At 64.7% G+C, this 23907-nt stretch carries 23 protein-coding genes and 1 tRNA gene; 13 read left to right on the top strand and 11 right to left on the bottom strand.

Annotation, left to right across the window (positions count from 1 at the left end):
• Positions 1 to 45 precede the first annotated feature (45 nt).
• Together serA and EL2594_RS01940 are read right to left on the bottom strand one after the other, a co-directional pair.
• Positions 46 to 1629, bottom strand: a complete 1584-nt coding sequence (gene serA / locus EL2594_RS01945; protein WP_011413362.1) for a phosphoglycerate dehydrogenase — start codon at positions 1627 to 1629, stop codon at positions 46 to 48.
• Positions 1630 to 1769: 140 nt separating this feature from the next.
• A complete protein-coding gene (locus EL2594_RS01940; RefSeq protein WP_011413359.1) occupies positions 1770 to 2939 on the bottom strand; it encodes a phosphoserine transaminase in 1170 nt (389 codons plus the stop codon).
• Between the two features lie 172 nt (positions 2940 to 3111).
• On the opposite strand from EL2594_RS01940, the gene EL2594_RS01935 reads away from it, so the two are divergent.
• Positions 3112 to 4257, top strand: a complete 1146-nt coding sequence (locus EL2594_RS01935) for a glycosyltransferase family 4 protein (protein WP_011413358.1) — start codon at positions 3112 to 3114, stop codon at positions 4255 to 4257.
• 3 nt (positions 4258 to 4260) lie between these two features.
• On the opposite strand, the gene EL2594_RS01930 is transcribed toward EL2594_RS01935, so the two are convergent.
• Positions 4261 to 4698, bottom strand: coding sequence for a hypothetical protein (locus EL2594_RS01930; protein ID WP_041685551.1), 438 nt, complete (start codon positions 4696 to 4698; stop codon positions 4261 to 4263).
• 104 nt (positions 4699 to 4802) lie between these two features.
• Positions 4803 to 5465 carry a PadR family transcriptional regulator gene (locus EL2594_RS01925; protein WP_233994299.1) on the bottom strand — a complete coding sequence of 221 codons (663 nt, stop codon included), beginning with the start codon at positions 5463 to 5465 and terminating at the stop codon, positions 4803 to 4805.
• A gap of 104 nt (positions 5466 to 5569) precedes the next feature.
• On the opposite strand from EL2594_RS01925, the gene EL2594_RS01920 reads away from it, so the two are divergent.
• From EL2594_RS01920 to EL2594_RS01910, 3 genes are all read left to right on the top strand, one after another.
• Positions 5570 to 6892 (top strand): replication-associated recombination protein A, encoded by a 1323-nt coding sequence (locus EL2594_RS01920; RefSeq protein WP_011413355.1) that lies wholly within the window; start codon positions 5570 to 5572, stop codon positions 6890 to 6892.
• Complete coding sequence (locus EL2594_RS01915; protein WP_011413354.1) at positions 6882 to 7769, top strand: hypothetical protein; 888 nt, start codon at positions 6882 to 6884, stop codon at positions 7767 to 7769. The genes EL2594_RS01920 and EL2594_RS01915 overlap by 11 nt, the downstream gene beginning before the upstream one ends.
• A gap of 87 nt (positions 7770 to 7856) precedes the next feature.
• A tRNA-Thr gene (locus EL2594_RS01910) sits at positions 7857 to 7932 on the top strand.
• A 192-nt stretch (positions 7933 to 8124) separates the two neighbouring features.
• Here the strand turns inward: EL2594_RS01910 and EL2594_RS01905 are convergent.
• Together EL2594_RS01905 and queF are read right to left on the bottom strand one after the other, a co-directional pair.
• The gene (locus EL2594_RS01905) at positions 8125 to 9639 is read right to left on the bottom strand and encodes a DUF4403 family protein (RefSeq protein WP_011413353.1); all 1515 of its coding nucleotides are present in this window, start codon (positions 9637 to 9639) and stop codon (positions 8125 to 8127) included.
• Positions 9640 to 9700: 61 nt separating this feature from the next.
• Positions 9701 to 10174: a preQ(1) synthase gene (gene queF, locus EL2594_RS01900; protein WP_041685549.1), complete on the bottom strand. Its 474-nt coding sequence runs from the start codon at positions 10172 to 10174 to the stop codon at positions 9701 to 9703.
• Positions 10175 to 10288: 114 nt separating this feature from the next.
• Between queF and EL2594_RS15275 the strand changes: the two genes are divergently transcribed.
• The 9 genes from EL2594_RS15275 to EL2594_RS01850 all read left to right on the top strand — a co-directional run bounded on the left by EL2594_RS15275 (position 10289) and on the right by EL2594_RS01850 (position 18752).
• The gene (locus EL2594_RS15275) at positions 10289 to 11404 is read left to right on the top strand and encodes a hypothetical protein (protein WP_155805925.1); all 1116 of its coding nucleotides are present in this window, start codon (positions 10289 to 10291) and stop codon (positions 11402 to 11404) included.
• A gap of 30 nt (positions 11405 to 11434) precedes the next feature.
• Entirely contained in the window at positions 11435 to 12283 is an 849-nt protein-coding gene (locus EL2594_RS01885) for a sulfurtransferase (RefSeq protein WP_011413349.1), read from the top strand.
• Positions 12235 to 13488 carry a cystathionine beta-lyase gene (gene metC, locus EL2594_RS01880; RefSeq protein WP_011413348.1) on the top strand — a complete coding sequence of 418 codons (1254 nt, stop codon included), beginning with the start codon at positions 12235 to 12237 and terminating at the stop codon, positions 13486 to 13488. Before EL2594_RS01885 ends, metC begins: the two co-directional genes overlap by 49 nt.
• On the top strand, positions 13485 to 14720 hold the full coding sequence (locus EL2594_RS01875) for a mechanosensitive ion channel domain-containing protein (RefSeq protein ID WP_011413347.1): 1236 nt from the start codon (positions 13485 to 13487) through the stop codon (positions 14718 to 14720). Before metC ends, EL2594_RS01875 begins: the two co-directional genes overlap by 4 nt.
• Positions 14721 to 14817: 97 nt before the next feature.
• Positions 14818 to 15576 (top strand): uroporphyrinogen-III C-methyltransferase, encoded by a 759-nt coding sequence (gene cobA / locus EL2594_RS01870; protein WP_011413346.1) that lies wholly within the window; start codon positions 14818 to 14820, stop codon positions 15574 to 15576.
• Positions 15573 to 15869: a DUF2849 domain-containing protein gene (locus EL2594_RS01865; protein ID WP_011413345.1), complete on the top strand. Its 297-nt coding sequence runs from the start codon at positions 15573 to 15575 to the stop codon at positions 15867 to 15869. Before cobA ends, EL2594_RS01865 begins: the two co-directional genes overlap by 4 nt.
• A gap of 1 nt (position 15870) precedes the next feature.
• Positions 15871 to 17505: a nitrite/sulfite reductase gene (locus tag EL2594_RS01860; RefSeq protein ID WP_011413344.1), complete on the top strand. Its 1635-nt coding sequence runs from the start codon at positions 15871 to 15873 to the stop codon at positions 17503 to 17505.
• Positions 17498 to 17974 (top strand): DUF934 domain-containing protein, encoded by a 477-nt coding sequence (locus tag EL2594_RS01855; protein ID WP_011413343.1) that lies wholly within the window; start codon positions 17498 to 17500, stop codon positions 17972 to 17974. The genes EL2594_RS01860 and EL2594_RS01855 overlap by 8 nt, the downstream gene beginning before the upstream one ends.
• Positions 17967 to 18752, top strand: coding sequence for a phosphoadenylyl-sulfate reductase (locus tag EL2594_RS01850; RefSeq protein ID WP_011413342.1), 786 nt, complete (start codon positions 17967 to 17969; stop codon positions 18750 to 18752). Before EL2594_RS01855 ends, EL2594_RS01850 begins: the two co-directional genes overlap by 8 nt.
• A gap of 4 nt (positions 18753 to 18756) precedes the next feature.
• On the opposite strand, the gene EL2594_RS01845 is transcribed toward EL2594_RS01850, so the two are convergent.
• From EL2594_RS01845 to EL2594_RS01825, 5 genes are all read right to left on the bottom strand, one after another.
• Entirely contained in the window at positions 18757 to 19665 is a 909-nt protein-coding gene (locus EL2594_RS01845; protein WP_011413341.1) for an NAD-dependent epimerase/dehydratase family protein, read from the bottom strand.
• Between the two features lie 12 nt (positions 19666 to 19677).
• On the bottom strand, positions 19678 to 20796 hold the full coding sequence (gene proB / locus EL2594_RS01840; RefSeq protein ID WP_011413340.1) for a glutamate 5-kinase: 1119 nt from the start codon (positions 20794 to 20796) through the stop codon (positions 19678 to 19680).
• A complete protein-coding gene (gene obgE, locus EL2594_RS01835; protein ID WP_011413339.1) occupies positions 20781 to 21839 on the bottom strand; it encodes a GTPase ObgE in 1059 nt (352 codons plus the stop codon). The genes proB and obgE overlap by 16 nt, the downstream gene beginning before the upstream one ends.
• Before the next feature lie 79 nt (positions 21840 to 21918).
• The gene (locus EL2594_RS14810) at positions 21919 to 22950 is read right to left on the bottom strand and encodes a hypothetical protein (protein ID WP_049762415.1); all 1032 of its coding nucleotides are present in this window, start codon (positions 22948 to 22950) and stop codon (positions 21919 to 21921) included.
• Positions 22951 to 23126: 176 nt separating this feature from the next.
• Positions 23127 to 23873: a Bax inhibitor-1/YccA family protein gene (locus tag EL2594_RS01825; RefSeq protein WP_011413337.1), complete on the bottom strand. Its 747-nt coding sequence runs from the start codon at positions 23871 to 23873 to the stop codon at positions 23127 to 23129.
• Positions 23874 to 23907 lie beyond the last annotated feature (34 nt).

Genomic DNA, 23907 nt, shown 5'->3' with positions numbered 1-23907 from the left:
CCCGATGCCGCCCGCCCCCAGCTTCCGACGGGGTGACGTGGAAGGTCAGAAAGAAAGCGGCATCACCGTTTTCACGCCGTCGAGCGCGCAGGCCGCCTTGACGACATCCTGCGGGATCGGCTGGTCGACGCTAAGCAGCAGCACGGCCTCCCCCCCGGCACTGCGGCGCCCGAGATTGAAGGTGCCGATATTGATGCCGTGCTCGCCCAGCAGCGTTCCGATGCGGCCGATGAAGCCCGGCGCGTCCTCGTTGACGATGTAGAGCATGTGGCCTTCCAGCTGAGCCTCGATCCGGACGCCGAAAATCTCGACCAGTCGCGGGGCATCGCTGCCGAATAGCGTTCCGGCGACCGAGCGGTCGCCCTGCTCCGTGCCCACCGTCACGCGCAGCAAGGTGTTGTAGGCGCCTTCCTTCTCGTGGCGGATGGAGCGAATGTCGAGACCGCGTTCCTTGGCAAGGAAGGGTGCGTTGACCATGTTCACCGTGTCCGAATACTGCCGCATCAGCCCGGCCAGCACCGCACCTTCGATCGGTTTGCCGGAAAGGTCCGCCGCCGCGCCTTCGCGTTCGATGCTGATTTTGGTGAGATTGCCGTGCGCCAGCTGGCCGACGAGGCTGCCGAGGTTTTCCGCCAGACCCATGTAGGGCTTGAGCTTGGGCGCTTCCTCTGCGCTGAGCGACGGCATGTTCAGCGCATTGGTGACGCCGCCATCGACGAGATAATCGGCCATCTGCTCGGCCACCTGCAGCGCGACATTGACCTGCGCCTCGGTGGTCGAAGCGCCAAGGTGCGGCGTGCAGATGAAGTTGGGCTTGCCGAACAGCGGGCTGTCCTTGGCCGGTTCGGTCTGGAACACGTCCAGCGCCGCTCCCGCAACCTGGCCGCTGTCGAGCGCCTCGGCCAGCGCCGCCTCGTCGATCAGGCCCCCGCGCGCGCAATTGATGATGCGCACGCCCTGCTTGGTCTTCGCGAGATTCTCTTGCGAGAGGATGTTGCGCGTCTCGTCGGTCAGCGGGGTGTGCAGCGTAATGAAGTCGGCCCGTGCCAGCAGCGAATCGAGATCGACCTTTTCGACCCCGATCTCGATCGCGCGCTCCTCGGTCAGGAACGGATCGAAGGCGACGACCTTCATCTTCAGGCCCTGCGCCCGCGCGGCGACGATCGAACCGATATTGCCGGCTCCGATCAGGCCCAGGATCTTGCCGGTCAGTTCCACGCCCATGAAGTCGTTCTTGGGCCATTCGCCCGCCTGCGTACGCCGGTCGGCCTGCGGAATCTGGCGCGCGAGCGCGAACATCATCGCCACCGCATGTTCGGCCGTGGTGATCGAATTGCCGAACGGCGTATTCATCACCACCACGCCCTTGGAGCTGGCGTACGGAATATCGACGTTATCCACGCCGATCCCGGCGCGACCGATGACCTTGAGGTTGGTCGCCGCATCGAGGATTTCGGGCGTCACCTTGGTCGAGGAACGGATGGCAAGGCCTTCGTATTCGCCGATGCGGGCCCTCAGCTCCTCGGGTGATTCGCCGGTGATCACGTCGACATCGCAGCCGCGCTCTTCGAAGATGCGGGCGGCGTTCGAGTCCATCTTGTCGGAGATGAGGACTTTGGGCTTGGTCATTGGAATAACTCCAGAAAACTGAAACCGTTCGCCCTGAGCCTGTCGAAGGGCTGCACTTTCTTCGGGTACAGCGCTCGCCAAAAGTAAGGGCGGCGCTTCGACAAGCTCAGCATGAACGGAAAAGGGGGCTACGCTCAGGCTTAAGCGCCAGCCTTCACTCGCTCGTAAGCCCACTCGATCCACGGCAGGAGACGCTTGAGGTCTTCCCGCTCGAGCGTGCCGCCGCACCAGATGCGCAGGGACGGCGGAGCGTCGCGATAGCCGTTGAAGTCATACCCGACATCGCGCTCTTCGAGCATCTTGGCGATGGTCTTGGGCACCGCTGCCTGTTCATCGGCCGAAAGGCTATCGTACCAGTCGCCCTGGAAGCGGAAGCAGACGCCGGTATTGGTGCGCTTCTGCGGGTCGGCGACCATGTTGCGCACCCACGGCGTCGCTTCGATCCAGTCGGTCACGATCTTCGCATTGGCGTTGGCGCGTTCGAACAGCGCCTGCCGCCCGCCGATGGACTTCGCCCATTCTAGCGCCGCGATATAATCCTCGGTCGCGAGCATGGACGGCGTGTTGATCGTCGCACCTTCGAAGATCGCGCGATTGAGCTTGTCGCCTTTCTTGAGGCGGAACAGCTTCGGCAGCGGCCACGCGGGGTCGTAACTTTCGATCCGTTCGACGGCCTTGGGGCTGAGGATCAGCATGCCATGCTGCGCTTCCGAACCCATCACCTTCTGCCAGCTGTAGGTCGTCGCATCGAGCTTGGGCCAGTCCATCTCCATGGCGAAAACGGCGCTGGTGGCATCGTTGATGGTCACGCCTTCGCGGCCCGGGGCGAGCCAATCGGTGCCCGGAATCTTCGCACCCGACGTGGTGCCGTTCCAGGTGAAGACGACATCGTTATCCTGCGGAATGCCGTGCAGGTCGGGGATTTCTCCATAGTCCGCATCGAGCGTCGTAAGCTTGGGAAGCTTCAGCTGTTTGACCGCGTCCTGGATCCACACATTGCCAAAGCTTTCCCACGCCGCGACCGTGGCTGGGCGCGCGGGGTCGAGCATGGTCCACATCGCGCATTCAAGCGCGCCGGTGTCGGATGCCGGCATGATCCCGACGAGATAATCCTCCGGGACCCCGAGCAGCTCTTTCGACAGGTCGATGGCGTATTTGAGCCGCGACTTGCCGAGCGCGGAGCGGTGCGAGCGCCCGAGCGAATCGGTTTTCAGCTTGTCGAGGGACCAGCCCGGAAACTTGACCGTGGGACCGGACGAAAATTGAGGGCGGTCCGGCTTCAGGGCCGGTTCGCTGGCGTGCGTAGTCATGTATTCTCTCCTTCCAGAGAGCTCGCGCGGCGTTGGGACCGCGTGGCCCGCCGGCCGCACTAAAGTTGCGCGGAATTAAGTCAATGCGAAATACCTATGCATCGACAGGTTGTAGTGTGCATCAGACCAACACTCTCTCGCCATTGGCGTTCCCCTTGCCTATGGCGCGCAGATGGAAACGAGCGATCTCAGGATTGCGCTGTTCAGCGGCAACTACAACTACACCCGCGACGGGGCGAACCAGGCATTGAACCGGCTGGTCGGTTACCTGCTGCGGCAGGGCGCGGCGGTGCGCGTGTTCTCGCCGAAGGTTCGCGATCCCGACTTCGAACCGACGGGCGAATTGTTCGACGTGCCCAATATCCCGATGCCGGTGAAGGGGCGCGGCGAGTATCGCATGCCGACGGGGCTGAACACGGCGGCGAAAAATGCTCTCCGCGAGTTCAAGCCCAACATGGTGCATGTCTCTTCACCCGATCCGACCGGCCATGCTGCGCTCAAATGGGCGCGTGAGCGCGGCATTCCCGTGCTGGCTTCCGTGCACACGCGGTTCGAAACCTATCCCCGCTATTACGGCCTCGGCTTCATCGAGCCGCTGATCGAGCGGATTTTGCGCCGCTTCTACAATCGCTGCGATGCGCTGGTAGCGCCTTCGCAGAGCATGATCGACGAATACAGGTCCATGGGGATGCACGATGACATCTCGCTCTGGACCCGCGGCGTCGATCGCGAGACCTTCAACCCCTCGCGGCGCGATCTCGAATGGCGGCGCTCCTACGGGCTGGCAGACGAGGATGTCGCCATCGCTTTCCTCGGCCGCCTGGTGATGGAGAAAGGCCTCGACGTTTTCGCCGATGCGATCATCGAACTGCGCAAGCTGCAGGCCCCGCACAAGGTGCTGGTGATCGGCGACGGTCCGGCGCGCGGATGGTTCGAAAAGGCTTTGCCCGGCGGGATCTTCGTCGGCTTCCAGACCGGCAAGGATCTCGGTCGCGCGCTGGCAAGCGCTGACGTCTTCCTCAACCCCTCGATCACCGAGACATTCGGCAACGTTACGCTCGAGGCGATGGCGAGCGGGTTGCCGGTGGTGGCAGCGTCGGCGACAGGGGCCTCGAGCCTGGTAAACGACGGCGAGACGGGCCGCCTGGTCCCCCCGGGCCAGCCTCAAGAGTTCGCGCAGGCCATGGCGCCCTATTGCACCGACGACGCCCTGCGGCTCGCCCACGGTGCAGCAGGCGAACGACGCAGCCGCGACTATAGCTGGGACGCAATCAACCAGGCGGTAGTCGATGCCTATTTGCGGATTGCGAAGTGCTAGAGATTAACGCAGCACGCCTGCCGCCCGCATCCGCCGCGCGTAGAAGAAGAGCCCGATCGTGATGACCCAAATCGCCACGGCGAACAGCGTCTGGCCGGTCGTTTGCAATTCTGCAGGAACGACCGCCACGACGCGCTCGTAAAATGTCGTGCCGAGCAGGCCGACAATCGATATGCCGAACAGCGTCACCGCCCATTTGCTGCGCAGAAGCAAGGCGAGCGAACCGAAAAAGCATCCCCAGACGCCCAGCGCCCAGAAAGCCACGGCCCAGGCCGGAAAATCGTAAAAATAGCTGTGAAGGTCGCTCGGCATGCCGAAAGCATCCAGATTTCCGGTTTCGGTCGCCAGATAGCTGGCCACCCCGCCCAAATTCCACAGCGCGCTCACGATGCCGACCACCCAAAGGTGCCACGGCGTCGCCGTTCTGCCGATCCTATTCATAACCATCCCCTCCATTTGTTGCCCGCGGACGGACAACCAATGGAAGGGAATCTATCACGCGCCTTTTGTGGGACAAAGCGCGTTAATCGTTGCGTTTGCGAACCTCAGAGGCGCTCGATCCGTTTGGCGACCTCGTCGATGATGTCGACGATCTGGTCGATCGTGTTCTGATCGAGCTTGCCGGAGCGCGCGCGGATCTTGAGGACATTGGCCAAATTGCCCATCGCGCGGAACAGGTCGGGGCTCTTTTCCCGCACCCGCTCGGCGCGTTCGCCGTGCGCGCCCAACCGCTCCATCAGCTGGTCGACTTCCTCGGCGCGCTCTTCGAGTTCGGCCTTGCCGGACTTGGTTGCCTTGAATGGCTTCTTGCCGCCGGTCTCGCTCTCGCCACCCTCGCTTTTGGCCTTGCCCTTTGCCTTGGCCGGTTTGATCTGACCTTCTTCCTCGAGCAATTGCAGCGTCGGATAGACTGCGCCCGGGCTCGGAGCATAACCGCCTCCCGTCATGTCCTCGATCGCGCGGATCAACTCGTAACCGTGGCGAGGTTCCCTGGCGATCAGCGCCAGCAGGGCCAGGCGAAGCTCGCCCTGCGCGAACATGCGCCCGCGACGCTTGGTGCGACCGGCGCCGTCCTGCCATCCACGGCCCTTGCGCGACCGGCTGCGGCGCTCGCCATCCTCCCAGTCGCTAGCGGCCGAGGCCGCCATCATCGCGATCATCGGGCCGAGATTGTTCCAGCCCCCGCGACCGTATTTCTGCCATGTCATCGTCATTCTCCCGATAGGTCTTGCGGATTCAAAGATATATCTTTGCACTGCAGCTTCAAGAGGCCGGTGGCATTTTCCGACGAGCGGCCTATCTCGCTCCATGAATGGCAGACCTGTTTGGAAACGATGCGGCGCCTGCGCGCGACGATGCCCCGCGCGAGGATGCGCCGCTGGCCGACCGGCTGCGGCCGCGCGCGCTCGGCGAAGTCATCGGACAGGAGCACCTGACCGGCCCCAAAGGCGCGATCGGGCGCATGGTCGCCTCGGGCAAGCTCTCCAGCATGGTCCTGTGGGGCCCTCCCGGCACCGGCAAGACCAGCACCGCGCGGCTGCTCGCCGACGCGGTGGGCATGCGCTTCGTCGCAATCAGCGCGGTTTTCTCGGGCGTCGCCGATCTCAAAAAGGCCTTCGCCGAAGCCGACAGGATGGCGGCAGCGGGCAGAAAGACGCTGTTGTTCGTGGACGAAATCCACCGCTTCAACCGCGCGCAGCAGGACGGCTTCCTGCCTTTCGTCGAACGCGGCACGGTAACGCTGGTCGGCGCGACGACCGAGAACCCGAGCTTCGAACTCAACGCCGCGCTATTGAGCCGCGCGCAGGTGTTGATCCTGCACCGGCTCGACGCCGAGGCGCTCGGCAAACTGCTCGACCGCGCCGAAGCGCTCGAAGGTCCCCTGCCGCTGACCGACGAAGCGCGCGCAGCGCTCATCGCCAGCGCCGATGGCGACGGGCGTTTCCTGCTCAATCAGGCCGAAACGCTTTACAATGCAAACATTGATGCGCCGCTCGGCCCAGCCGAACTGGGATTGTTCCTCCAGCGGCGCGTGGCGGTCTACGACAAGGACCGCGAGGGTCATTACAATCTCATCAGCGCGCTGCACAAGAGCCTGCGCGGGAGCGACCCGCAGGCTGCGCTCTACTACCTCGCGCGGATGCTGACGGCGGGCGAGGAACCGCTCTACGTCCTGCGCCGCTTGGTCCGTTTCGCCAGCGAAGACATCGGCCTCGCGGACCCGCAGGCCCTGACGCAATGCCTTGCCGCCAAGGACGCCTATGAGTTTCTCGGCAGCCCCGAAGGCGAGCTGGCGATCGTCCAGGCCTGCCTCTATTGCGCCACCGCGCCCAAATCGAATGCCGCCTATGCCGCGCAGAAAGCCGCCTTCCGCAGCGCCAAGGAAACCGGCAGCCTGATGCCGCCGCAAAACATCCTCAACGCGCCGACGAAGTTGATGAAGGAAATCGGCTACGGCGCGGGTTATGCCTATGACCACGACGCCGATGACGGCTTCTCGGGCGACGATTACTGGCCCGAAGAGATGGAGCCGCAGACCTATTACGCACCGGTCGAACGTGGCTTCGAGCGCAAGGTGAAGGAGCGTATCGCCTATTGGGACAATCTGCGCCGGGAGCGGCGCGATGCGTCCTGACCGCTTCACCCACTTTCTCGCCATCGACTGGTCCGGCGCGAAGGGGGAGCGGCAAAGGGGAATCGCCCTTTCGCTCGCCGATGCTGCAGGCGGCCCGCCTGTATTGGTCGAGCGCGGCAGGGGGTGGAGCCGCGAGGAAGTCGCCGACATCATCACGCACGAGGTCCCGCGCGACACGCTGATCGGGATGGACCTCGGCATTGCGCTGCCGTTCGCCGATGCGGGGGCGTACTTTCCCGGGTGGGATGACAGTCCTGCCGATGCGAAGGCGCTTTGGGCGCTGATCGACGACATTTGCGCTGCCGATCCGCACCTAAAATGCGGCAGCTTCATCGCGCACACGCAGGCTTCGCGCTATTTCCGGCATTCGCGGGAGCATGTCGGCGATCGCTTCCTGCTGTCCGATGCTCCGACCCGCGAAGGCCGTTTCCGCGTCGCCGAAGCGGCCCAGCGCGCGCAAGGCGTACGTCCGGTCAGCAATTTCAACCTCGTCGGCGCGGCACAGGTCGGCAAGTCGAGCCTTACGGGCATGCGGATGCTTCACCGGCTGCGCGACCGGGTCAGCGTATGGCCGATCGATCCGCTGCCCGAGTGCGGCCCTGTGGTGGTCGAAATGTACACATCCATCGCAGCGCGCGGCGGAGGAGTCATCGGGACGAAGACGAAGCTCCGCACCTACGAAGACCTGAACGCGGCTCTGGTACAGCTGGGCTCTCCCCCGGTGCCGGGCGAAGGAACAATCGACGATCATTCCTCCGACGCGCTGCTGACAGCGGCATGGTTGCGCACAGTCGGCCACGACCCCGCATACTGGAATCCCGCCGGCCTCACCCCGGAAATTGCCCGTACCGAGGGCTGGACTTTTGGCGCGCTTTGATCGAAAGGCCCCTCCGCCCTCAAGCAGCGAAGCGGTAGGGTAGATGAGAACGCCCTCACGCGGAGCAGCAGCAGGGCAAACGGATACGCCGGCTTAGCTCAGTTGGTAGAGCAGTTGATTTGTAATCATCAGGTCAGGGGTTCGATTCCTCTAGCCGGCACCAGTTTTCACTAGACGAAACCGTCCGGGGGACGGTTTCGCGTGAAAACTCCCGAGCGACAGCGAAGGGTCATAGCGCGCCAATGTCCGGGGGACGGTTTTCCATCGAAACTCCCAACCGGAAGGGCGGGAGGGAACAGGTCCGACCTCACTGACTGGGCCCGAATGACAGGGCATGGACCGGTCAGATCCCCATTCACCTGATCGCGACATCCGCCTCGACCCGCCCCCGCGCCTCGACCGGCAGGTAAAGCCCCTGCCCGGTCACCTGCACTTCGCCGTGATCGATTGCGTCCACTGTAATCGACAGGCGTATGTCGCCGGACCCCACATCGGCCAGCCCCGCGCGCACCTTCTCGGCGATGCGGGCATAATCCTGGCGGAAATCCTCGACCAGCGCGGCTTCGATGGCGCTGCGCACCTCCTCGCGGCGCATGATACGGATCAGCACGTCGCCGCTGATCGCGTCCATGTCGCCGAAGATGCGCAGGTCCTCGATGCGGACGACTTCGCTGCCCGCCTGCGTGGCAGCGCGCCCTGTGAGCCACACTTCGCCGCGCGTCCGGCCCCAGCTGCGTCCGGTCCGCCTGCCGACCGGCACGACCTCGGCGACGATGCCCACTGCCAGCCTGTCGTCATCCGTCGCGAAAATCTCGACGTCCTCGAATTCGAGTTCCAGCCGCCCGAGGTCTTCGCGCTTGATGCCTTTGTCCGCCAGCTTGCCGAGTTCGCGCAGGAGCACCGGTTCCAGCTCGGCATAATCCGCCATCACCGGCACCACCGCGCGGAATCCGCCGCCTTCGGTGATACCGGCATTGGGTCCGAGGGCCTTGCGTTGGACATCCTCGGGCCGCTCGCCGACTTTCACCCGGGTCCTTGCCGCAACCATCACGTCGGCGATCAATTGCCGGCCAGCGACTCGGAATTGCCCGACACCCGCCTCTTGCGGAGCGATGGTCAGCCAGACGGGAGGATTGTCTTCGCTCAGCGACAACGTGGTGAAGCCGCGCGACCACAGCTTTTCGACCACGGGCTTGATAGCGATCTTCGCGACCTCGCGCTGCAGGCTGCGCTCCACCTCCCGCAATACGCCGCGAAGCTCGCGATTAGCCGGCTCGGTGAAGGTGATCCGCTGCCCGAGGATGTCGATGCCCGGTTCCCTGGTCCAGCGATAGTCGAGGTCGACCGCCGCGCGTGGTTGCCAGCTGCGGCCCACCGAAATGCGCACGGTCACTTCCATCATCGCCGATGCGGTCGCTGTTTCCTGCTTTATGACCCCACCGATGTCGCGCGCGCGAACCGTCGCGTTGACCGGCAGCCGCGCGATCAGCCGGTCGCCCCGTCCGACCACGCTGATGGCGCCTCGCCGGACCTGACCGGTGATCCGGCAGGCGACCTTGGGCGTGCGGCCCAGATCTTCTCCGAACACGCGGATATTGCGGCGCGGCACGCAATTCTCCATCTGGCGATCGATCGCATAGAGCCTGCGTGGAACGTCCTTCTCGAGCGCCCGCCGGATCGTCTCGAGCGGGATGCCGACCTGTGTGACCAGCACCGTATCGCCGTCGGCAATCTCGGGCGCCGTGTCCGATCGGACCGGGCGCGGATAGTCGGCAATCGCGACCTGCGTTTGCAAGTAATAATACGCCGCACCCCCGGCAATCGCGAGCAGCGCCACTATGATCCCGATGAGGATCGCCGCTTTACGCATCGTGTCTCGATTGTCCGCCCATCATGCCTCCCCCAGCATGCACGGCAGGCACGCTAACCGATCAACCGCGCCCGCGATAGCCCGCAACGCCCTGATCCGGCACCCAAAGCCCTTCGGGGGAAGGTCCGCTCTGCCAAAAGACGTCGATGGGGATGCCGCCGCGCGGATACCAGTAACCGCCGATCCTGAGCCATCGCGGTCGCATCTCTTCGTTGAGGCGCTGGCCGATGCCGACCGTCACGTCTTCATGGAAGCCGTTGTGGTTGCGGAAAGAGCCGAGAAAGAGCTTGAGGCTCTTGGATTCGACGACCGTGTCGCCCGGGGCATAATCGATGACGAGATGCGCGAAGTCGGGTGCGCCGGTGACCGGGCACAACGATGTGAACTCCGGCGCGGCAAAGCGTACGAGATAGAGCGCGCCGGGGCGCGGATTGGGCACGTAATCGAGCACCGCATCTTCCGGCGAAGCGGGCAGCGCGGTCTGCTTGCCGAGAAACTGCGGAGCGCCCTCGGCTGGTGTCGGTGTGTCACTCATGCCGCGCATCTGCCGCGATCTTGCGCGAAGCACAAGCCAGCCGATTGACCGTGGCGATTAAGAGCCTATTCAGCGCGCCGTCGCACAGGACCACGCAGTCCGTACCAGACCACGATGAAAATCTATAACGCCCTTCCCCTGATCGCGCTCGCGTGGGCCATGCCCGCGATGGCGCAGTCGCAAGGCGGTTTCAGCCTGCCGCCCAACCCGACACCGACCGCGACGCCGCGCCCACAGGGCCCGGTGGACGACAGCGGAATCGTGCCGGTCGGCCCGCGCGTCATCCCGACAGCGCCCGCACCCACTCCGACGCCAGCCGCTACGCCCACCTCGCGTGTCACACCGGCTCCCACCCCTGCGCCGACTACAGTACGCCCGCGCCCGACTGCCACGCCGACCGCCGGCGCGCCAAGGCCTGCGGCCACTGCCGCGCCGCAGCAGCCCTCGCCGAGCACCACGGCAACACCAACTCCCGGTGCCGCCCCACCGACGCCACCGTCGACGGATGCGGCCCCGTTGCCATCGCTCCCGACCGAAGCCGCGCCGCCGATGGCGCGATCGACGCCGGTGAAGGAAGAGACGCCGGAAGGATCGCTGACGGATTACTGGTGGATCGCCGCGATTTTGGCTGGGTTTGCCGCGGTGGCGGTAGCGCTGGTTTTTCGGCGCCGCCGCACAGCATCGGCTCCGATTCTGATCGAGGCGCCGAAGGTCGCACCGACAGGCGGGGCCGCAGACGCTCTCGCCACTGACCTGACCGACCTGCGGGTCGAGCTCGAAGCCATCCGCGTCACGCGCAGCATGCGCAATGCGACGCTGGCCTATCGCCTTACGCTGACCAACCGCGGATCGCATGCGTTGCGCAACCTCAATATCGGGGGCGACCTGACGAGCGCGCATGGCGGCTCGCCGATCACCGAACAGCTGGCCGATCCGGCCAAAGACCTGCCGGTCATCCAAGCCGTCGATCACCTGGGCGCAGGCCAGCGCAAGTCCCTCACCGGCGAATTGCGACTGCCGCTCGAATCGGTGCGCCTGATCCGGCAGGGCAAGGTGCCGATCTACGTGCCGCTCGCGCGGATCCGGGTGAGCGATGGCAGGGGCGAGCCCCGCGCCTTCACCTTCGTGGTCGGCAAGCAGCCGCAACCCGGGCTGGGGCGTCTGCAGCCGTTCCGGCTCGATACGCCGCCGCAGGGATTCAGCGATGTCGGCGCCCGCGCGCTGACTTGACCGACCGCGCCGACGCGCTAGGCCACGGCGATGGACGCGCTCGTTTCGACAGATTGGCTGGCAGGGCAATTCGGCTCACCCGATCTCGTCGTGCTCGACGCCTCGCTGCACCTGCCGCAAGCCGGGCGCGACGCCGAAGCTGAGTTCGAAAAGGGTCACATCCCGGGCGCGCGATTTCTGCATCTCGCCGCGCTTCATGATCCGGCCTCGTCGCTGCCCGGCAAAATTCCCGAACCCGACGCTCTTGCCGAGCGGCTTTCGGCGCTGGGCGCCGAGCCGGAGAGCCGCATCGTCCTCTACGACGACAGCGCCCTGCGGACGGCGTGCCGGGCGTGGGCCCTGCTCCGTTTCGCCGGTCTCGAAAAGATCGCCGTGCTCGATGGCGGTTTCGCCAAATGGCGAAGCGAGAATCGGGCCATCGAAACCGGGCCGGGCGAGTGCGGCCACGGTGCTGCGCCCGACCTCCATGTCGAGCGTGCAAGACTGCGCGACAAAGCCCAGATGCTCGCCAATTGCGCCGATAGCGCGGAGCAAGTGATCGATGCGCGCGATGCCGGCCGCTTTGCCGGTACGGTCGAGGACACGGTCCATAACCTCCCGGGCGGACATATTCCCGGAGCCTGCAACCTGCCTTTCACCGCGCTTTTCCGCGAGGACGGCACCTTCAAACCGGAAAATGAGCTTCGCACCGCTTTCGAGGATGCCGGCATCGACCTTTCACGCCCCATTGTGACCTCCTGCGGCAGCGGCGTCACCGCATCGGTGTTGATCTTTGCACTGCACCTGCTGGGCATCGAAGACGCCGCGCTCTACGATGGCAGCTGGTCCGAATGGGGGGCCGATCCGGAAACGCCCAAGGCAACGGGAGTGGCAGGCTGAGCGACAAGAAAAAACTGCGCACGGGCACAAAGCTGGTCGAAGCCGGTCGCCGCGAGGAATGGACCGGGCCGGTCGTCAATCCGCCGGTCTGGCGCGCCAGCACGCATCTCTATGCCAACGAGGCCGAGCGCAAAGCAGCGCAGGGCAACAATGTCGACGGGCAGTTCTATTACGGTCGCCGCGGCGCGCCGACCCAATGGTCGCTGTGCGAAGCGCTGACCGAGATCGAGCCGGGCGCGTTCGGCACTATCCTCTATCCCAGCGGCACCGCGGCGATCGTGCAGGCGCTGATGGCGGTGTTGCGCCCCGGCGACGTGCTGCTGGTCACCGACAACGCCTACGAGCCGAGCCGCACCATCGCATCGGGCATTCTCAAGCGCTTCGGCGTGGAGCCGCGCTTCTTCGATCCGATGGACGTCGCGGGGTTCCCAGACGTGTTTTGCGACAGGACCAAGGCGGTCCTGTTCGAATGCCCCGGCAGCCTGACGATGGAAGTGCAGGACGTGCCCGCCCTCACCGCCATCGCGCGCGAGAAGGGCGCGGTCTCGCTGGTGGACAATACCTGGGCCGGTCCGCTTGGCTTCCCCGCGCTGGAACGCGGGTGCGACATCACGATCATGTCGCTGACCAAGCATGTCTCGGGCCATTCCGACGTCATGATGGGCTCGGCCACCGCGCGCGACGAGCGGCTCTATCGCCGCCTGCGCCGCACCGCGCAGCAGATGGGCACGATCGTCTCGCCCGACGATGCCGCGCTGATGCTGCGGGGCCTCAGGACCATGGAGGTGCGCCTGCAGCGCGAGACCGCGAGCGCGCTGACCCTTGCGCGATGGCTGCGCGAACGGGACGAAGTCGCGCATGTGCTGTGCCCGCTGCTGGACGGCTCGCCCGGCCACGACATCTGGGCGCGCGATTTCACCGGTGGCTGCGGGCTGTTCTCCTTCGTGCTCAAAGGCCGCACCAGCGAACAGCGCGCGGCCTTCATCGACGCGCTCGACCTGTTTGGCATCGGCTACAGCTGGGGCGGGTTCGAAAGCCTCGTTATCCCCTTCGATCCCGCCGATATCCGCACCGCGACGCCGTGGCCGCCCGCAGGCTGGGCCGTAGACGAGCACCTCGGCATTCGGCTATCGATCGGGCTCGAAGACCCCGAAGACCTGATCGCCGATCTCGATCAGGCGTTCACTGCCATGGGAACTGCATGACCACTTCCGCGCCTTCCACGACCGTGTCCGATACTGCACCTGCGCCGAGTCCATCGCCTTCGCCGGAGGCCGTTCCTCTCGTCGATCCGGAAACCGGCGAGCCCCTGCTCGATCCCGAAACGGGGGAGCAGCTCACAGGCATTCCGGCGCCGCAGCCGACCGAATATCTCGACCCGGAAACCGGCGAGGTCCTGGTCGACCCGGAAACCGGTGAGCCTCTCGCGGCCGAGCCTGAAGCCGTTGCGACGCCGGAACCGACGCCGACCGAGGCAATCACCACGGCCGAGGAGGCCAAGGCAGCCGTGGCCGAGAAAAGCGAGACGGTCGGCAGCATGATCGAATCGATGGACGCGATGGCGATCGAGCTTGGCTCGATGCGTCTCTCGCTATGGGACATCGTGTTCGCGTCGGCGATCGTCTTGCTGATCATCCTCGGCGCGTGGATCGCGACCAAGGCGATCCACGCCCTCGTTACGCGGGTCACGCGCCTCGACGACACACAGCGGCTCCTGTCCGAAAAGATCGTCACGATCGTCGTCTGGGCGGCAGCCTTTTTCCTCGGCATTGACCTGCTCGGCATCGACCTGACGGCGCTCGCGGTGTTTTCCGGTGCCTTCGGTCTGGCGATCGGTTTCGGCCTGCAGAAGACCTTCGGCAACCTGATTGCCGGGATCATCCTTCTGATGGACAAGTCCATCAAACCCGGCGACGTAATCGCGGTATCGGACCAGGCCGGCAATTCGACCTTCGGCCAGATCCAGAAAATCGGCATCCGCGCGGTTTCGATCACGACGCGCGACCAGAAGGAATACCTGATTCCGAACGAGAACCTGATGATCAACCAGGTCGAAAACTGGTCCTATTCGAGCAAGAACGTGCGTATGCAGGTGCCGGTCGGGGTGAGCTATAATTGCGATCTGAAACTGGCCGAAAAGCTGATGCTGGAAGCAGCCAAGAGCAGCAAGCGCGTCAAGAAATCGCCCCCGCCCACCGCTTGGCTCGACGAATATGGCGACAGTTCGGTCAACTTCATCATCCACTGCTGGATCTCGGACCCGGAAGACGGCGTCGGCAACGTAAAGTCGGAAGTGCTCAAGCGGTTGTGGGACCTGTTCGAGGAACACGAGGTCGAAATCCCCTTCCCGCAGCGCGATCTCAACCTGCGCGGCAATGCACAGTTCGACCAGCTCGTCGCCGCGATCACGCAGCGGGTGAAAAGCGACAAAGCGTAGCTTCCGCCCCGCAAACGCGGGCTTTCAAAATCTTAGCTACCTCCCCTGCGACCCATTCTCGCTGGCAGGACGAACGGTGCAGGGGCATCTCGCCTGCATGGCAGAAACTGGCACCATCTATCTCGTCGGCGCAGGTCCGGGCGATCCTGACCTGCTGACGCTGCGCGCGGCGCGATTGCTCGAGCGCGCTGGACTGATCGTCCATGATGGTCTCGTCGACCCTTCGATCCTTGCACTGGCCCGGCCCGACGCAACGCTCGTGTCGGTCGCCAAGCAGCGCAGCAAGCACACATTGCCGCAGGAGGACATCAACGCCCTGCTCGTGCGCGAAGCGAGGGCCGGACGCGATGTCGTACGGCTCAAAGGCGGCGATCCGCTGATCTTCGGGCGCGGCGGCGAGGAAGCCGAAGCTGCGCAGGCCGCGGGTGTTCCGGTCGAGATCGTCCCCGGGATCAGCGCGGCCAACGGGGCCGCTGCTGCCGCACAGATCGCCCTCACCCATCGCGACGCGTCCAGCATCGTCAGCTTCGTTGCGGGCCAGTGCAAGGGTCTGAAGGACCAGGACTGGGCCGGTCTTGCCGGCAAGGGACGCACGCTGGTGATCTACATGGGCGTCAAGACGGCACCGCAGATTGCCGAGAAATTGATGGCCGACGGCCTTTCGCCCGACATGCCCATCGCTGTGATCGAAAATGGCGCGCGGCCGGAGATGCGCGTGCTGCGCGGCCTGCTGGCGGGGCTCCCCGGTCTCGTCGAGGCTGAGCGTGTGAAGAGCCCCGCCCTGATCGTCATCGGCGATGTTACCGCGCGCGACGACGCCCGTATCGCGCAAATCGCCACGGAGGCAGCAGAATGAAGATCCTCACCGGCAACGATCTCAAGACCGGCGCGGTCGTCTGGTGGGACGGCACCGGCTGGTCGCTCCATGTCAACGATGCCGTCGATACCGGCGAGCGTGCCGACGAAATCGCCGCCAGCGAAGAATCCGCCCGCCGCGTCAACGCGCCCTACGCCCTCGAAGCGACCCGCGACGAGAACGGTGTGCGCCCGGCCCACATCAAGGACCGCGTTCGCGCGCTCGGCCCCACCGTGCGCCCCGACCTGACGCTCAAACCCAAAGACCCCGAAGCCATGGACTGGGTGATCTGACATGTATCAATACGACCACTACGATCAGGCCATGGTCGACGCCCGCGTCGAGGAATTCCGCGACCAGACCCGGCGCCGGCTCGAAGGCAAGATCACCGAGGACCAGTTCAAGCCGCTGCGGCTGATGAACGGGCTCTACCTGCAATTGCACGCCTACATGCTGCGCGTCGCCATTCCCTACGGCACGCTCAATAGCGCGCAGATGCATGCGCTGGCCGATATCGCCGACAAATACGACCGCGGTTACGGCCACTTCACCACGCGGCAGAACATCCAGTATAACTGGATCAAGCTGGAAGACGCGCCCGACCTGCTGGCCGATCTCGCCAAGGTCGAAATGCATGCAATCCAGACCAGCGGGAACTGCATCCGCAATATCAGCTCCGATCATTTTGCCGGGGCCGCGGCGGATGAACTCATCGATCCAAGGCCTTACGCCGAATTGCTCAGGCAATGGTCGAGCTTCCACCCGGAATTCAGCTACCTGCCGCGCAAATTCAAGATTGCCGTGATCGCCAGCGAGACCGACCGCGCGGCGATGAAGCTGCACGATATCGGCATCCAGATCGTCAAGAACGATGCGGGCGAGATCGGCGCGGCCTTTTATGTCGGCGGCGGCATGGGGCGCACGCCCATGATCGCCCCGTTGATCCGCGACTTCGTGCCGCTCGATCACCTTGTGACCTATGCCGAGGCATGCCTGCGCGTCTACAACCGCTACGGACGGCGCGACAACAAGTACAAGGCTCGGATCAAGATCCTCGTCCACGAACTGGGCGCGGAGGAATATACCCGGCAGGTCGAGGAGGAATTCCAGCACCTGCTCGACCAGGGTGTCGAGCCGCCACGCGCGGAACTCGAGCGGATCATTCCTTACTTTGCCGACCCGGCTTTTGATGACGCGAGCAAGGACGCAATCGACCGCAGCAATCCCGACTTCGCCGACTGGGTCGATGCCAACACCCACCCGCACAAGCGCGACGGCTACGTCAGCGCGGTGATCAGCCTGAAGCCGGTCGGCGGCATTCCGGGCGATGCCAGCGCGCACCAGATGCATGTCATGGCCGACCTCGCGAGAGAGTATTCGTTCGACGAGTGCCGCGTCATGCACACGCAGAACATCGTATTACCGCATGTCCGCAAGAGTGAACTCTATGCACTGTGGCAAAAGCTGGAATCCGAGGGACTTGGGGCGCCCAACCTCGACACGATCGAAGATATCATCGCCTGCCCCGGCCTCGATTACTGCAGCCTTGCCAATGCCCGCTCGATCCCCGTCGCGCAGAAGATTTCCGAACGCTTCGCCGCCAAAGGCCGGACAAAGGAACTGGGCGAACTGAAGCTGAAGATTTCCGGCTGCATCAATGCCTGCGGGCACCACCATGCGGGCCATATCGGCATCCTCGGCGTCGACAAGAAAGGCACCGAAAATTACCAGCTGCTGCTCGGCGGTAGCGAAGCGCAGGACACTGCGCTCGCCAAGATCACCGGTCCCGGCTTCGACGAGGAAGGCATCGTCGACGCGGTCGAGACCGCAACCGATGTGTACCTTTCCAACCGCGAGAACGGAGAGCGCTTCCTCGATACCTATCGCCGCATTGGAATGGCCCCGTTCAAGGAGGCGTTGTATGACTGAGTCCCCCAAGCCTGCCAGCGACACGGTGTCCGGTACCAGCCCCGACGAAGTGCAGTTCCGCTTCCGCGACGACGAGGTTGCCGATCACGCGCAAGTGACGGTCGATGCCTTCCTCGAGCAGACCAATGCCGTCGCCGTCCGGATCGAGCCGGGCGACGATGCGCGCGAATTGCTGCCATTCCTCGACCGGCTGCAGCTCGTCGAAGTGAACTTCCCGGCCTTCGGCGACGGTCGTGGCTATTCCTCCGCCCGCATCCTCCGCGAGGCCGGCTACGACGGCGAATTGCGCGCTATAGGCGACGTGCTGGTCGACCAGCTCGCCTATATGCGCCGCTGCGGGTTCGACAGTTTCGCCCCTGAAAAGGCGATCGACGAGGACGATGCAAAGGCCGCCTTCGAACGCTGGCCGCACGTCTATCAATCCGCCGCCGATGCCCGCCGCACGATCCCCGAGTTGCGCCATGAATGAGCTTCGCGCGATCGACCGGCTCGACACCGGCCCCCGCTTCACCGACCACGACGCGGTGCGCCTCAACCGCATGTTTCGCGGCAGCAGCACCGAAGAAATGCTCGAATCCGTCATCAGGGACGGGCTGGCAGGCGACGTCACAACCGTTTCCAGCTTCGGCGCGGAAAGCGCTGTTCTGCTGCATCTTCTGGCGCAGGTCGACCCGGGCATTCCGGTACTGTTCCTAGAAACGGGCAAGCACTTTCCCGAAACGCTCGCCTATCGCGACGACCTGGTCGAGCGCATCGGCCTGACCAATCTCATCAACCTCTATCCCGACCTGAGCGAACTGGAGACTAAGGACGAGACCGGCCTGCGCTGGTCCTACGATCCCGACGGCTGCTGCGAGATCCGCAAGGTCAAGCCGCTGGCCAGGGCGCTTTCCGAATACGATGCCAGCTTTACCGGTCGCAAGGCGTTCCAGAACAGCGAACGGGCCAACCTGCCGCGCTTCGAAATCGACACTTCCGACGCGCAGGGCCGCCTCAAGATCAACCCGCTGATCGATTGGGATGCGAGCCAGATCGAAGCCTATTTTATCCAGCACGACCTGCCGCGCCATCCGTTGGTCGCGCAGGGCTATCCCTCGATCGGCTGCTCCCCCTGCACCCACAAGGTCGCACCGGGCGAAGACCCCCGCTCGGGCCGCTGGAGGGGCTGGGACAAAACCGAATGCGGCATCCACATGCCGGGCAGCGACGACGGCGATTTGCCCCCCGGCTACGATCCGGCGTTCTGACGCCTTACAACCACTTGTTGTCCCGGTACCATTTGGCGGAGGCCTTCAGACCCTCGCGGGTCGGAATCTTGGGTTGCCACAGCTCCCGGGGCGGTCTGGCCGCGGGGTCGGACACCCAGTCGGGGTGGCACATATAGCCGACGCGGTCGGGCGTCAGCTTGGCCTCGTCGCGGCGGAGCAGCCCGTCCAGTTTCGCAGCAAAGGCCAGCATACCCTTGGATAGCCGCGGGACGAAAGGCCGTTTGCCGACCGCCCAGCCGATCGCGAGCGCCAGTTCGCGATGCTCCCAGCCGCCCTGCTTGCCGTCGTCGGGTTCGAATATGCGGCCGGTCGTCGCTTCGCCCGACGGAAGGACGGCCAGCAACAGGCGCGCAAGATCGCCGACGTGGATGAGCGAGGCATGGCCCTGCTTCGGCATCGGCACGACATTCATCGTCGCCATTTCGAACAGGTCGAGCATTTCGCCATCGCGCGGGCCATAAACGGCAGGCGGTCGGACGATGGTCCAGTCGAGGCCGCTCGCAGCGACCAGCTTTTCGGCGCGTAGTTTCGACGCACCATAGGCCGACAGCGCAGGCTCGCGCGCGGCGAGCGACGACACGAAGACGAAACGCGGGACATGCGCATCCAGTGCTGCCTCGATGACATTGAGCGTGCCGGTGACGTTGGCCGCTTCGAACTCGCCCGGATTGCGCGCGCGTACCTGACCGGCGATGTGGATGACTGCGTCGGCGCCGTCGACAAGCTTCGCGAGCGCAGCCGGATCGGCTAGGTCCCCCTGCACCCAGTCGACCCCGCGCCTGTCTTCGGGGATGCGCCGCGCCAGCGAGCGCAGCTTCACCCCCTTGCGCTCGGCAAGGTCGATCAGCGCCTGTCCGACGAAGCCCGTTCCCCCTGTTATCGCGATAGTCACTGCATCACCCTGTCAAAGCATGACCATGTGATCGCGGTGGATCACTGCTGCGCGCGGGGCATAGCCCAGGATGGCGGCCTGATCACCCTCGCGCTTGCCGATGATGGCCTGGCATTCGGAGGAATCGTATTCGGCGAGCCCCTGCGCGATCTTCCGGCCCGACACCGTCACGATGCTGACGAGATCGCCGCGCCGGAACGCCCCCGAAATGCCGACGATCCCGGCCGCCAGCAGGCTCGCACCGCCTTGCAGCGCTTGAGCACATCCCGCATCGACGCGCAGCGTGCCTTGCGGAGCCAATCGCCCGCCGAGCCACGCCTTGCGCGCGCCATCGCTGCGCTGCGGAACGAACACGGTGCCGACGCCGGTATCCAGTGCCCGCGCAATCGGCGCTTCGTGGGTGCCGTTGATGATCGCCAGCGCAATACCGGCCCGCTCGGCGATCTGCGCGGCCTGCAGCTTCGAGACCATCCCGCCCGAGCCCAAGCCGGATGAGGAGGCGGCGCTCGCCATCGCGAGCACTTCGGGCGTGATCCCCTCGATCCGGCCAACCAGTTCGCTGTCCGGCGCCGCCGGGTCGGCCGTAAAGAGCCCGTCGACATCGCTCAGCAGCAGCACCGCGTCGGCACCCGCGGCCTGCGCCACGCGCGCGGCCAGCCGGTCGTTGTCGCCGAAGCGGATCTCTTCGGTTGCCACGCTGTCGTTCTCGTTCACCACCGGCACTGCACCGGCATCCAGCAATCGCCCCAGGGTAGCCGAGGCGTTGAGATAGCGCGCGCGGTCTTCGAGATCATCGAGCGAAAGGAGGATCTGCGCTGCGGTCAGCCCGACATCGCCGAGTGCCTGCGACCAGAGCCCGGCCAGCGCAATCTGCCCGACCGATGCGCTCGCCTGAGCATCCGACAGGCTGCCGCGTCCGCCCTTCTCGAAGCCCAGCCGCGCCGCGCCGAGCGCAATGGCGCCCGAACTGACGACGATGACCTTCGTGCCTTTCGCACGAAGCTGGGCGAGGTCCTGCGCCAGCGATTTCAGCCAATCCGCGCGCGCCTCGCCGTGCTCGACCAGCAGCGAGCTGCCAACCTTGACCACAAGACGCTGGGATCGGGCAAGATCGCTCAGATCGGCGACCACTCGCCGCCCTCCTCGTCGACTTCCTCGACTTCGGACCCCTTGGTCTCGGTCGATGTGCTGTCCGGCAAATATCCCAGCACGGCATCGAGCAATGGCTCGATACCCGCGCCGGTCGCACCGGACACGGCGAAGACCTCGTCCGCGCCTGCTTCAAGCAATTCCTCGGCAAAGCCCGCGACCAGCTCTTCGTCGGCCAGGTCGAGCTTGTTGAGTGCGACGAGTTGCGGCTTGTCCTCCAGCCCTTCGCCGTAAGCCTCCAGCTCGGCATTGACGGTCTGGAACGCCTCGGCCGGGTCCTCGCCGGAAATATCGACCAGGTGGATCAGCACCCGGCAGCGTTCGATATGGCCAAGGAAGCGATCACCGATGCCGGCCCCTTCCGCCGCGCCTTCGATCAGTCCCGGAATATCCGCCAGCACGAATTCGCGGCCTTTATGGTTCACGACACCAAGCTTGGGCACGAGTGTCGTAAACGCGTAATGCCCGACCTTGGCCTTGGCGTTGGAAACGGCGTTGATGAAAGTGCTCTTGCCCGCATTCGGCAGGCCCAACAGGCCGACATCGGCCAGCAGCTTCAATCGCAACCACACCCACATTTCCTCGCCCGCTTGACCCGGCTGGTGCTGCCGCGGCGCGCGGTTGGTGCTGGATTTGTAGCTCGCATTGCCGCGTCCGCCCATACCGCCTGCCAAAAAGGTCACGCGCTGGCCGACCTCGGTGAAGTCCGCCAGCACCTCTTCCTTGTCTTCGGAAAGGACCTGCGTGCCGACGGGCACTTTGATCACCAGATCGGGCGCGCCTGCGCCTGTGCGGTCCTTGCCTTGCCCGTGTGCTCCGCGCTTGGCCTTGAAGTGCTGGGCATAACGAAAGTCGATCAGCGTATTGAGGCCCTGAACGGCTTCGAACACGATATCGCCACCCTTGCCGCCGTTGCCGCCGTCGGGCCCGCCGTATTCGATATACTTCTCACGCCGGAACGAGACCGCGCCCGGTCCGCCCGCACCCGATTTCAGATAGATCTTGGCCTGGTCGAGGAAATGCATGGCGGCCCAAGTAAGGCCTTATGCGGCAAAGCGCCAGAGAGTGGCCGCATTATCGCGCCGTGCGGTGCGGCGACAGGGCCTATTCCTCTGGCGGATCGTCCTGCACCACAGGCTCCGACGTGAAGACCACATCGCTGTCCTGTGACGGCGCCGGTGTGGGCGTCGGCTGCGGCAGGGTTTGGAGCGTGGGATCGGTCACCAGCACCGGATCGCTTTGCAGCGTCGGCCCCTGCGCCGCATCGCTCGCACCCGGATCGACCGACGGCAGGACCGTCACGTTCGCACTGTCGCGCGTGCCCGAGAGCCCGTCATTGCGCGGCACGCCATCGGGTGTCTCACGGTAGATGATCTGTTCCGTCGGTGTCGGTGCCAGCGAACCCGTCCGTGCGAAAGTGCCGACCGGTTGGCCCGGGACCGCATTGATACCGTAGGTCGCGGTCCAGCTGGCGAGATCGGCCTGGTACTGCTCGTAGGAACGGTAGAAATCCTCGAACACGCCTTCGAGCCGGGGCAGGGCCCGCGCCGAAAAGCTGTCGAGGTCCGCCGGTGCGACGGCGAGCGATTCATTGCTCACTTCCAGCGCCGCGGCGCAGAAATTGTCGAGTGCGGGCGGCAGCGCGAAATAGTTGTACACCTGCGTCATGTAGGTGTCTTGCTCGGCCCGGAAATCGCGCGCACCGTAGCGATCACGAAACTCGGCTGTCACCGTATTGTTGGCGCTGCGCAGCGGACGCTCGAAATTGTCGAGGAACTGTACATAGTTGGGAAGGATGACGGAGAAGCGCGGCTCGAGACAATTGAGCGCTGCCACGTTGAGCGCGGAGCGCACGTTCCACGTCGTCTGCGCGCTGCTGAGGCCTGCATTTACCGTCTGGCGCTGCCCGTCAATTCCGATCTGCGGGACCGACATCATGCTGCTCGCGCCGAGCGGCGGCGCCGGGCGCGGCGGCACGAGCTGGACCGGGGGTGGCGGTGGCGGCGGCGGAGGCGGGGGCGGAGGGGGCGTGGCGCAGGCTGCCAGCACAGCGAGGCCCGCGGCGAGCGCAGCCAGGCGTGTATGGCGAATGGCAGTATTTTTGAGTGACGGCGTGACCGAAACCGGAGCGAACATTCAGGGCAACCCTTTCCAACAATCCCGATGGCAGGTCGAGCCTTGCCCGAACCTGAAGCGGGCGTTCTATCCAGCTTGTCGGCATAAGAAAATGCCCGAGGTGCGGATTGCACCCCGGGCACGTTCAAGTGAGTCTTTCCTGCGACAGTCCGTAAACGGACTGCCCGGGCGCTGGCCTATTCGCGCGTTGCGCCCATGAAACGCAGCAGGAACAGGAACATGTTGATGAAGTCGAGGTAGAGGTTCAGCGCCCCCATGATCACGACCTTGTCCATCATCGGCGTTCCGCGCACCGAGCTGTAGATGTTCTTCAGCTTCTGCGTGTCGTAGGCGGTCAAGCCTGCGAAGATCAGCACGCCGAGGAAGCTGACAGCCCACATCAACGCTTCCGACTGCAGGAAGATGTTGATGACGCTGGCGATGATCAGCCCGACGACGCCCATGATCAGGAAACTGCCCCAGCCGCTCAGGTCCTTCTGCGTGGTGTATCCAAACAGGCTGAGCCCCGCGAAAGCGCCAGCGGTCGCGAAGAAGGTCACGGCAATGCTAGCACCAGTGTAGACCAGGAAGATCGTCGACAGCGAGAGGCCCATCAGCACGGCAAAGCCCCAGTACATCGCCTGCAGCGTGCCCTTGCTGAACTTGTTCATGCCGAAGCTCATCGCGAAGACAATGGCGAGCGGCGACAGCGCGACGATCCACATCATCGGTCCGCTGGCGAAGCTGTAGGCCAGGCCGCTGTTGGCGGTCAGCATGGCGATGATGCCGGTCAGCAGGATGCCGCTGGCCATGTAATTGTAAATCGACAGCATGTATTTGCGCAGGCCTGCGTCGAAGGTCGTGCGCGAAGCAACGTCGCCTCCTGCGCGCGGCACAGAACCGAAGCCCTGCTGTGCCTGCCGGGGGTCGTTCCAGTCAGCCATTTCGATCCAAACTCCTTTTGCCGGACGCACTATC

This window comes from Erythrobacter litoralis HTCC2594 (assembly GCF_000013005.1).
GTDB lineage: Bacteria > Pseudomonadota > Alphaproteobacteria > Sphingomonadales > Sphingomonadaceae > Parerythrobacter > Parerythrobacter litoralis_A.
The sequence above is the reverse complement of the archived record's forward strand: the minus strand, read 5'-3'. Positions and strand labels throughout refer to the sequence as shown.

Bases quoted from the DNA above. Each gene is read 5' to 3' on its own strand.
- EL2594_RS14810 (WP_049762415.1), bottom strand. From the start codon at position 22,950: ATGTTCGCTCCGGTTTCGGTCACGCCGTCACTCAAAAATACTGCCATT.
- serA (WP_011413362.1), bottom strand. From the start codon at position 1,629: ATGACCAAGCCCAAAGTCCTCATCTCCGACAAGATGGACTCGAACGCC.
- EL2594_RS01930 (WP_041685551.1), bottom strand. From the start codon at position 4,698: ATGAATAGGATCGGCAGAACGGCGACGCCGTGGCACCTTTGGGTGGTC.
- EL2594_RS01905 (WP_011413353.1), bottom strand. From the start codon at position 9,639: ATGCGTAAAGCGGCGATCCTCATCGGGATCATAGTGGCGCTGCTCGCG.
- EL2594_RS01865 (WP_011413345.1), top strand. From the start codon at position 15,573: ATGAAGATCCTCACCGGCAACGATCTCAAGACCGGCGCGGTCGTCTGG.
- metC (WP_011413348.1), top strand. From the start codon at position 12,235: ATGGGGGGCCGATCCGGAAACGCCCAAGGCAACGGGAGTGGCAGGCTG.
- EL2594_RS15275 (WP_155805925.1), top strand. From the start codon at position 10,289: ATGAAAATCTATAACGCCCTTCCCCTGATCGCGCTCGCGTGGGCCATG.
- EL2594_RS01885 (WP_011413349.1), top strand. From the start codon at position 11,435: ATGGACGCGCTCGTTTCGACAGATTGGCTGGCAGGGCAATTCGGCTCA.
- EL2594_RS01925 (WP_233994299.1), bottom strand. From the start codon at position 5,465: ATGACATGGCAGAAATACGGTCGCGGGGGCTGGAACAATCTCGGCCCG.
- cobA (WP_011413346.1), top strand. From the start codon at position 14,818: ATGGCAGAAACTGGCACCATCTATCTCGTCGGCGCAGGTCCGGGCGAT.
- EL2594_RS01855 (WP_011413343.1), top strand. From the start codon at position 17,498: ATGACTGAGTCCCCCAAGCCTGCCAGCGACACGGTGTCCGGTACCAGC.
- EL2594_RS01915 (WP_011413354.1), top strand. From the start codon at position 6,882: ATGCGTCCTGACCGCTTCACCCACTTTCTCGCCATCGACTGGTCCGGC.
- EL2594_RS01860 (WP_011413344.1), top strand. From the start codon at position 15,871: ATGTATCAATACGACCACTACGATCAGGCCATGGTCGACGCCCGCGTC.
- EL2594_RS01940 (WP_011413359.1), bottom strand. From the start codon at position 2,939: ATGACTACGCACGCCAGCGAACCGGCCCTGAAGCCGGACCGCCCTCAA.
- EL2594_RS01920 (WP_011413355.1), top strand. From the start codon at position 5,570: ATGGCAGACCTGTTTGGAAACGATGCGGCGCCTGCGCGCGACGATGCC.
- EL2594_RS01935 (WP_011413358.1), top strand. From the start codon at position 3,112: ATGGAAACGAGCGATCTCAGGATTGCGCTGTTCAGCGGCAACTACAAC.
- EL2594_RS01875 (WP_011413347.1), top strand. From the start codon at position 13,485: ATGACCACTTCCGCGCCTTCCACGACCGTGTCCGATACTGCACCTGCG.
- obgE (WP_011413339.1), bottom strand. From the start codon at position 21,839: ATGCATTTCCTCGACCAGGCCAAGATCTATCTGAAATCGGGTGCGGGC.
- EL2594_RS01825 (WP_011413337.1), bottom strand. From the start codon at position 23,873: ATGGCTGACTGGAACGACCCCCGGCAGGCACAGCAGGGCTTCGGTTCT.
- queF (WP_041685549.1), bottom strand. From the start codon at position 10,174: ATGAGTGACACACCGACACCAGCCGAGGGCGCTCCGCAGTTTCTCGGC.
- EL2594_RS01850 (WP_011413342.1), top strand. From the start codon at position 17,967: ATGAATGAGCTTCGCGCGATCGACCGGCTCGACACCGGCCCCCGCTTC.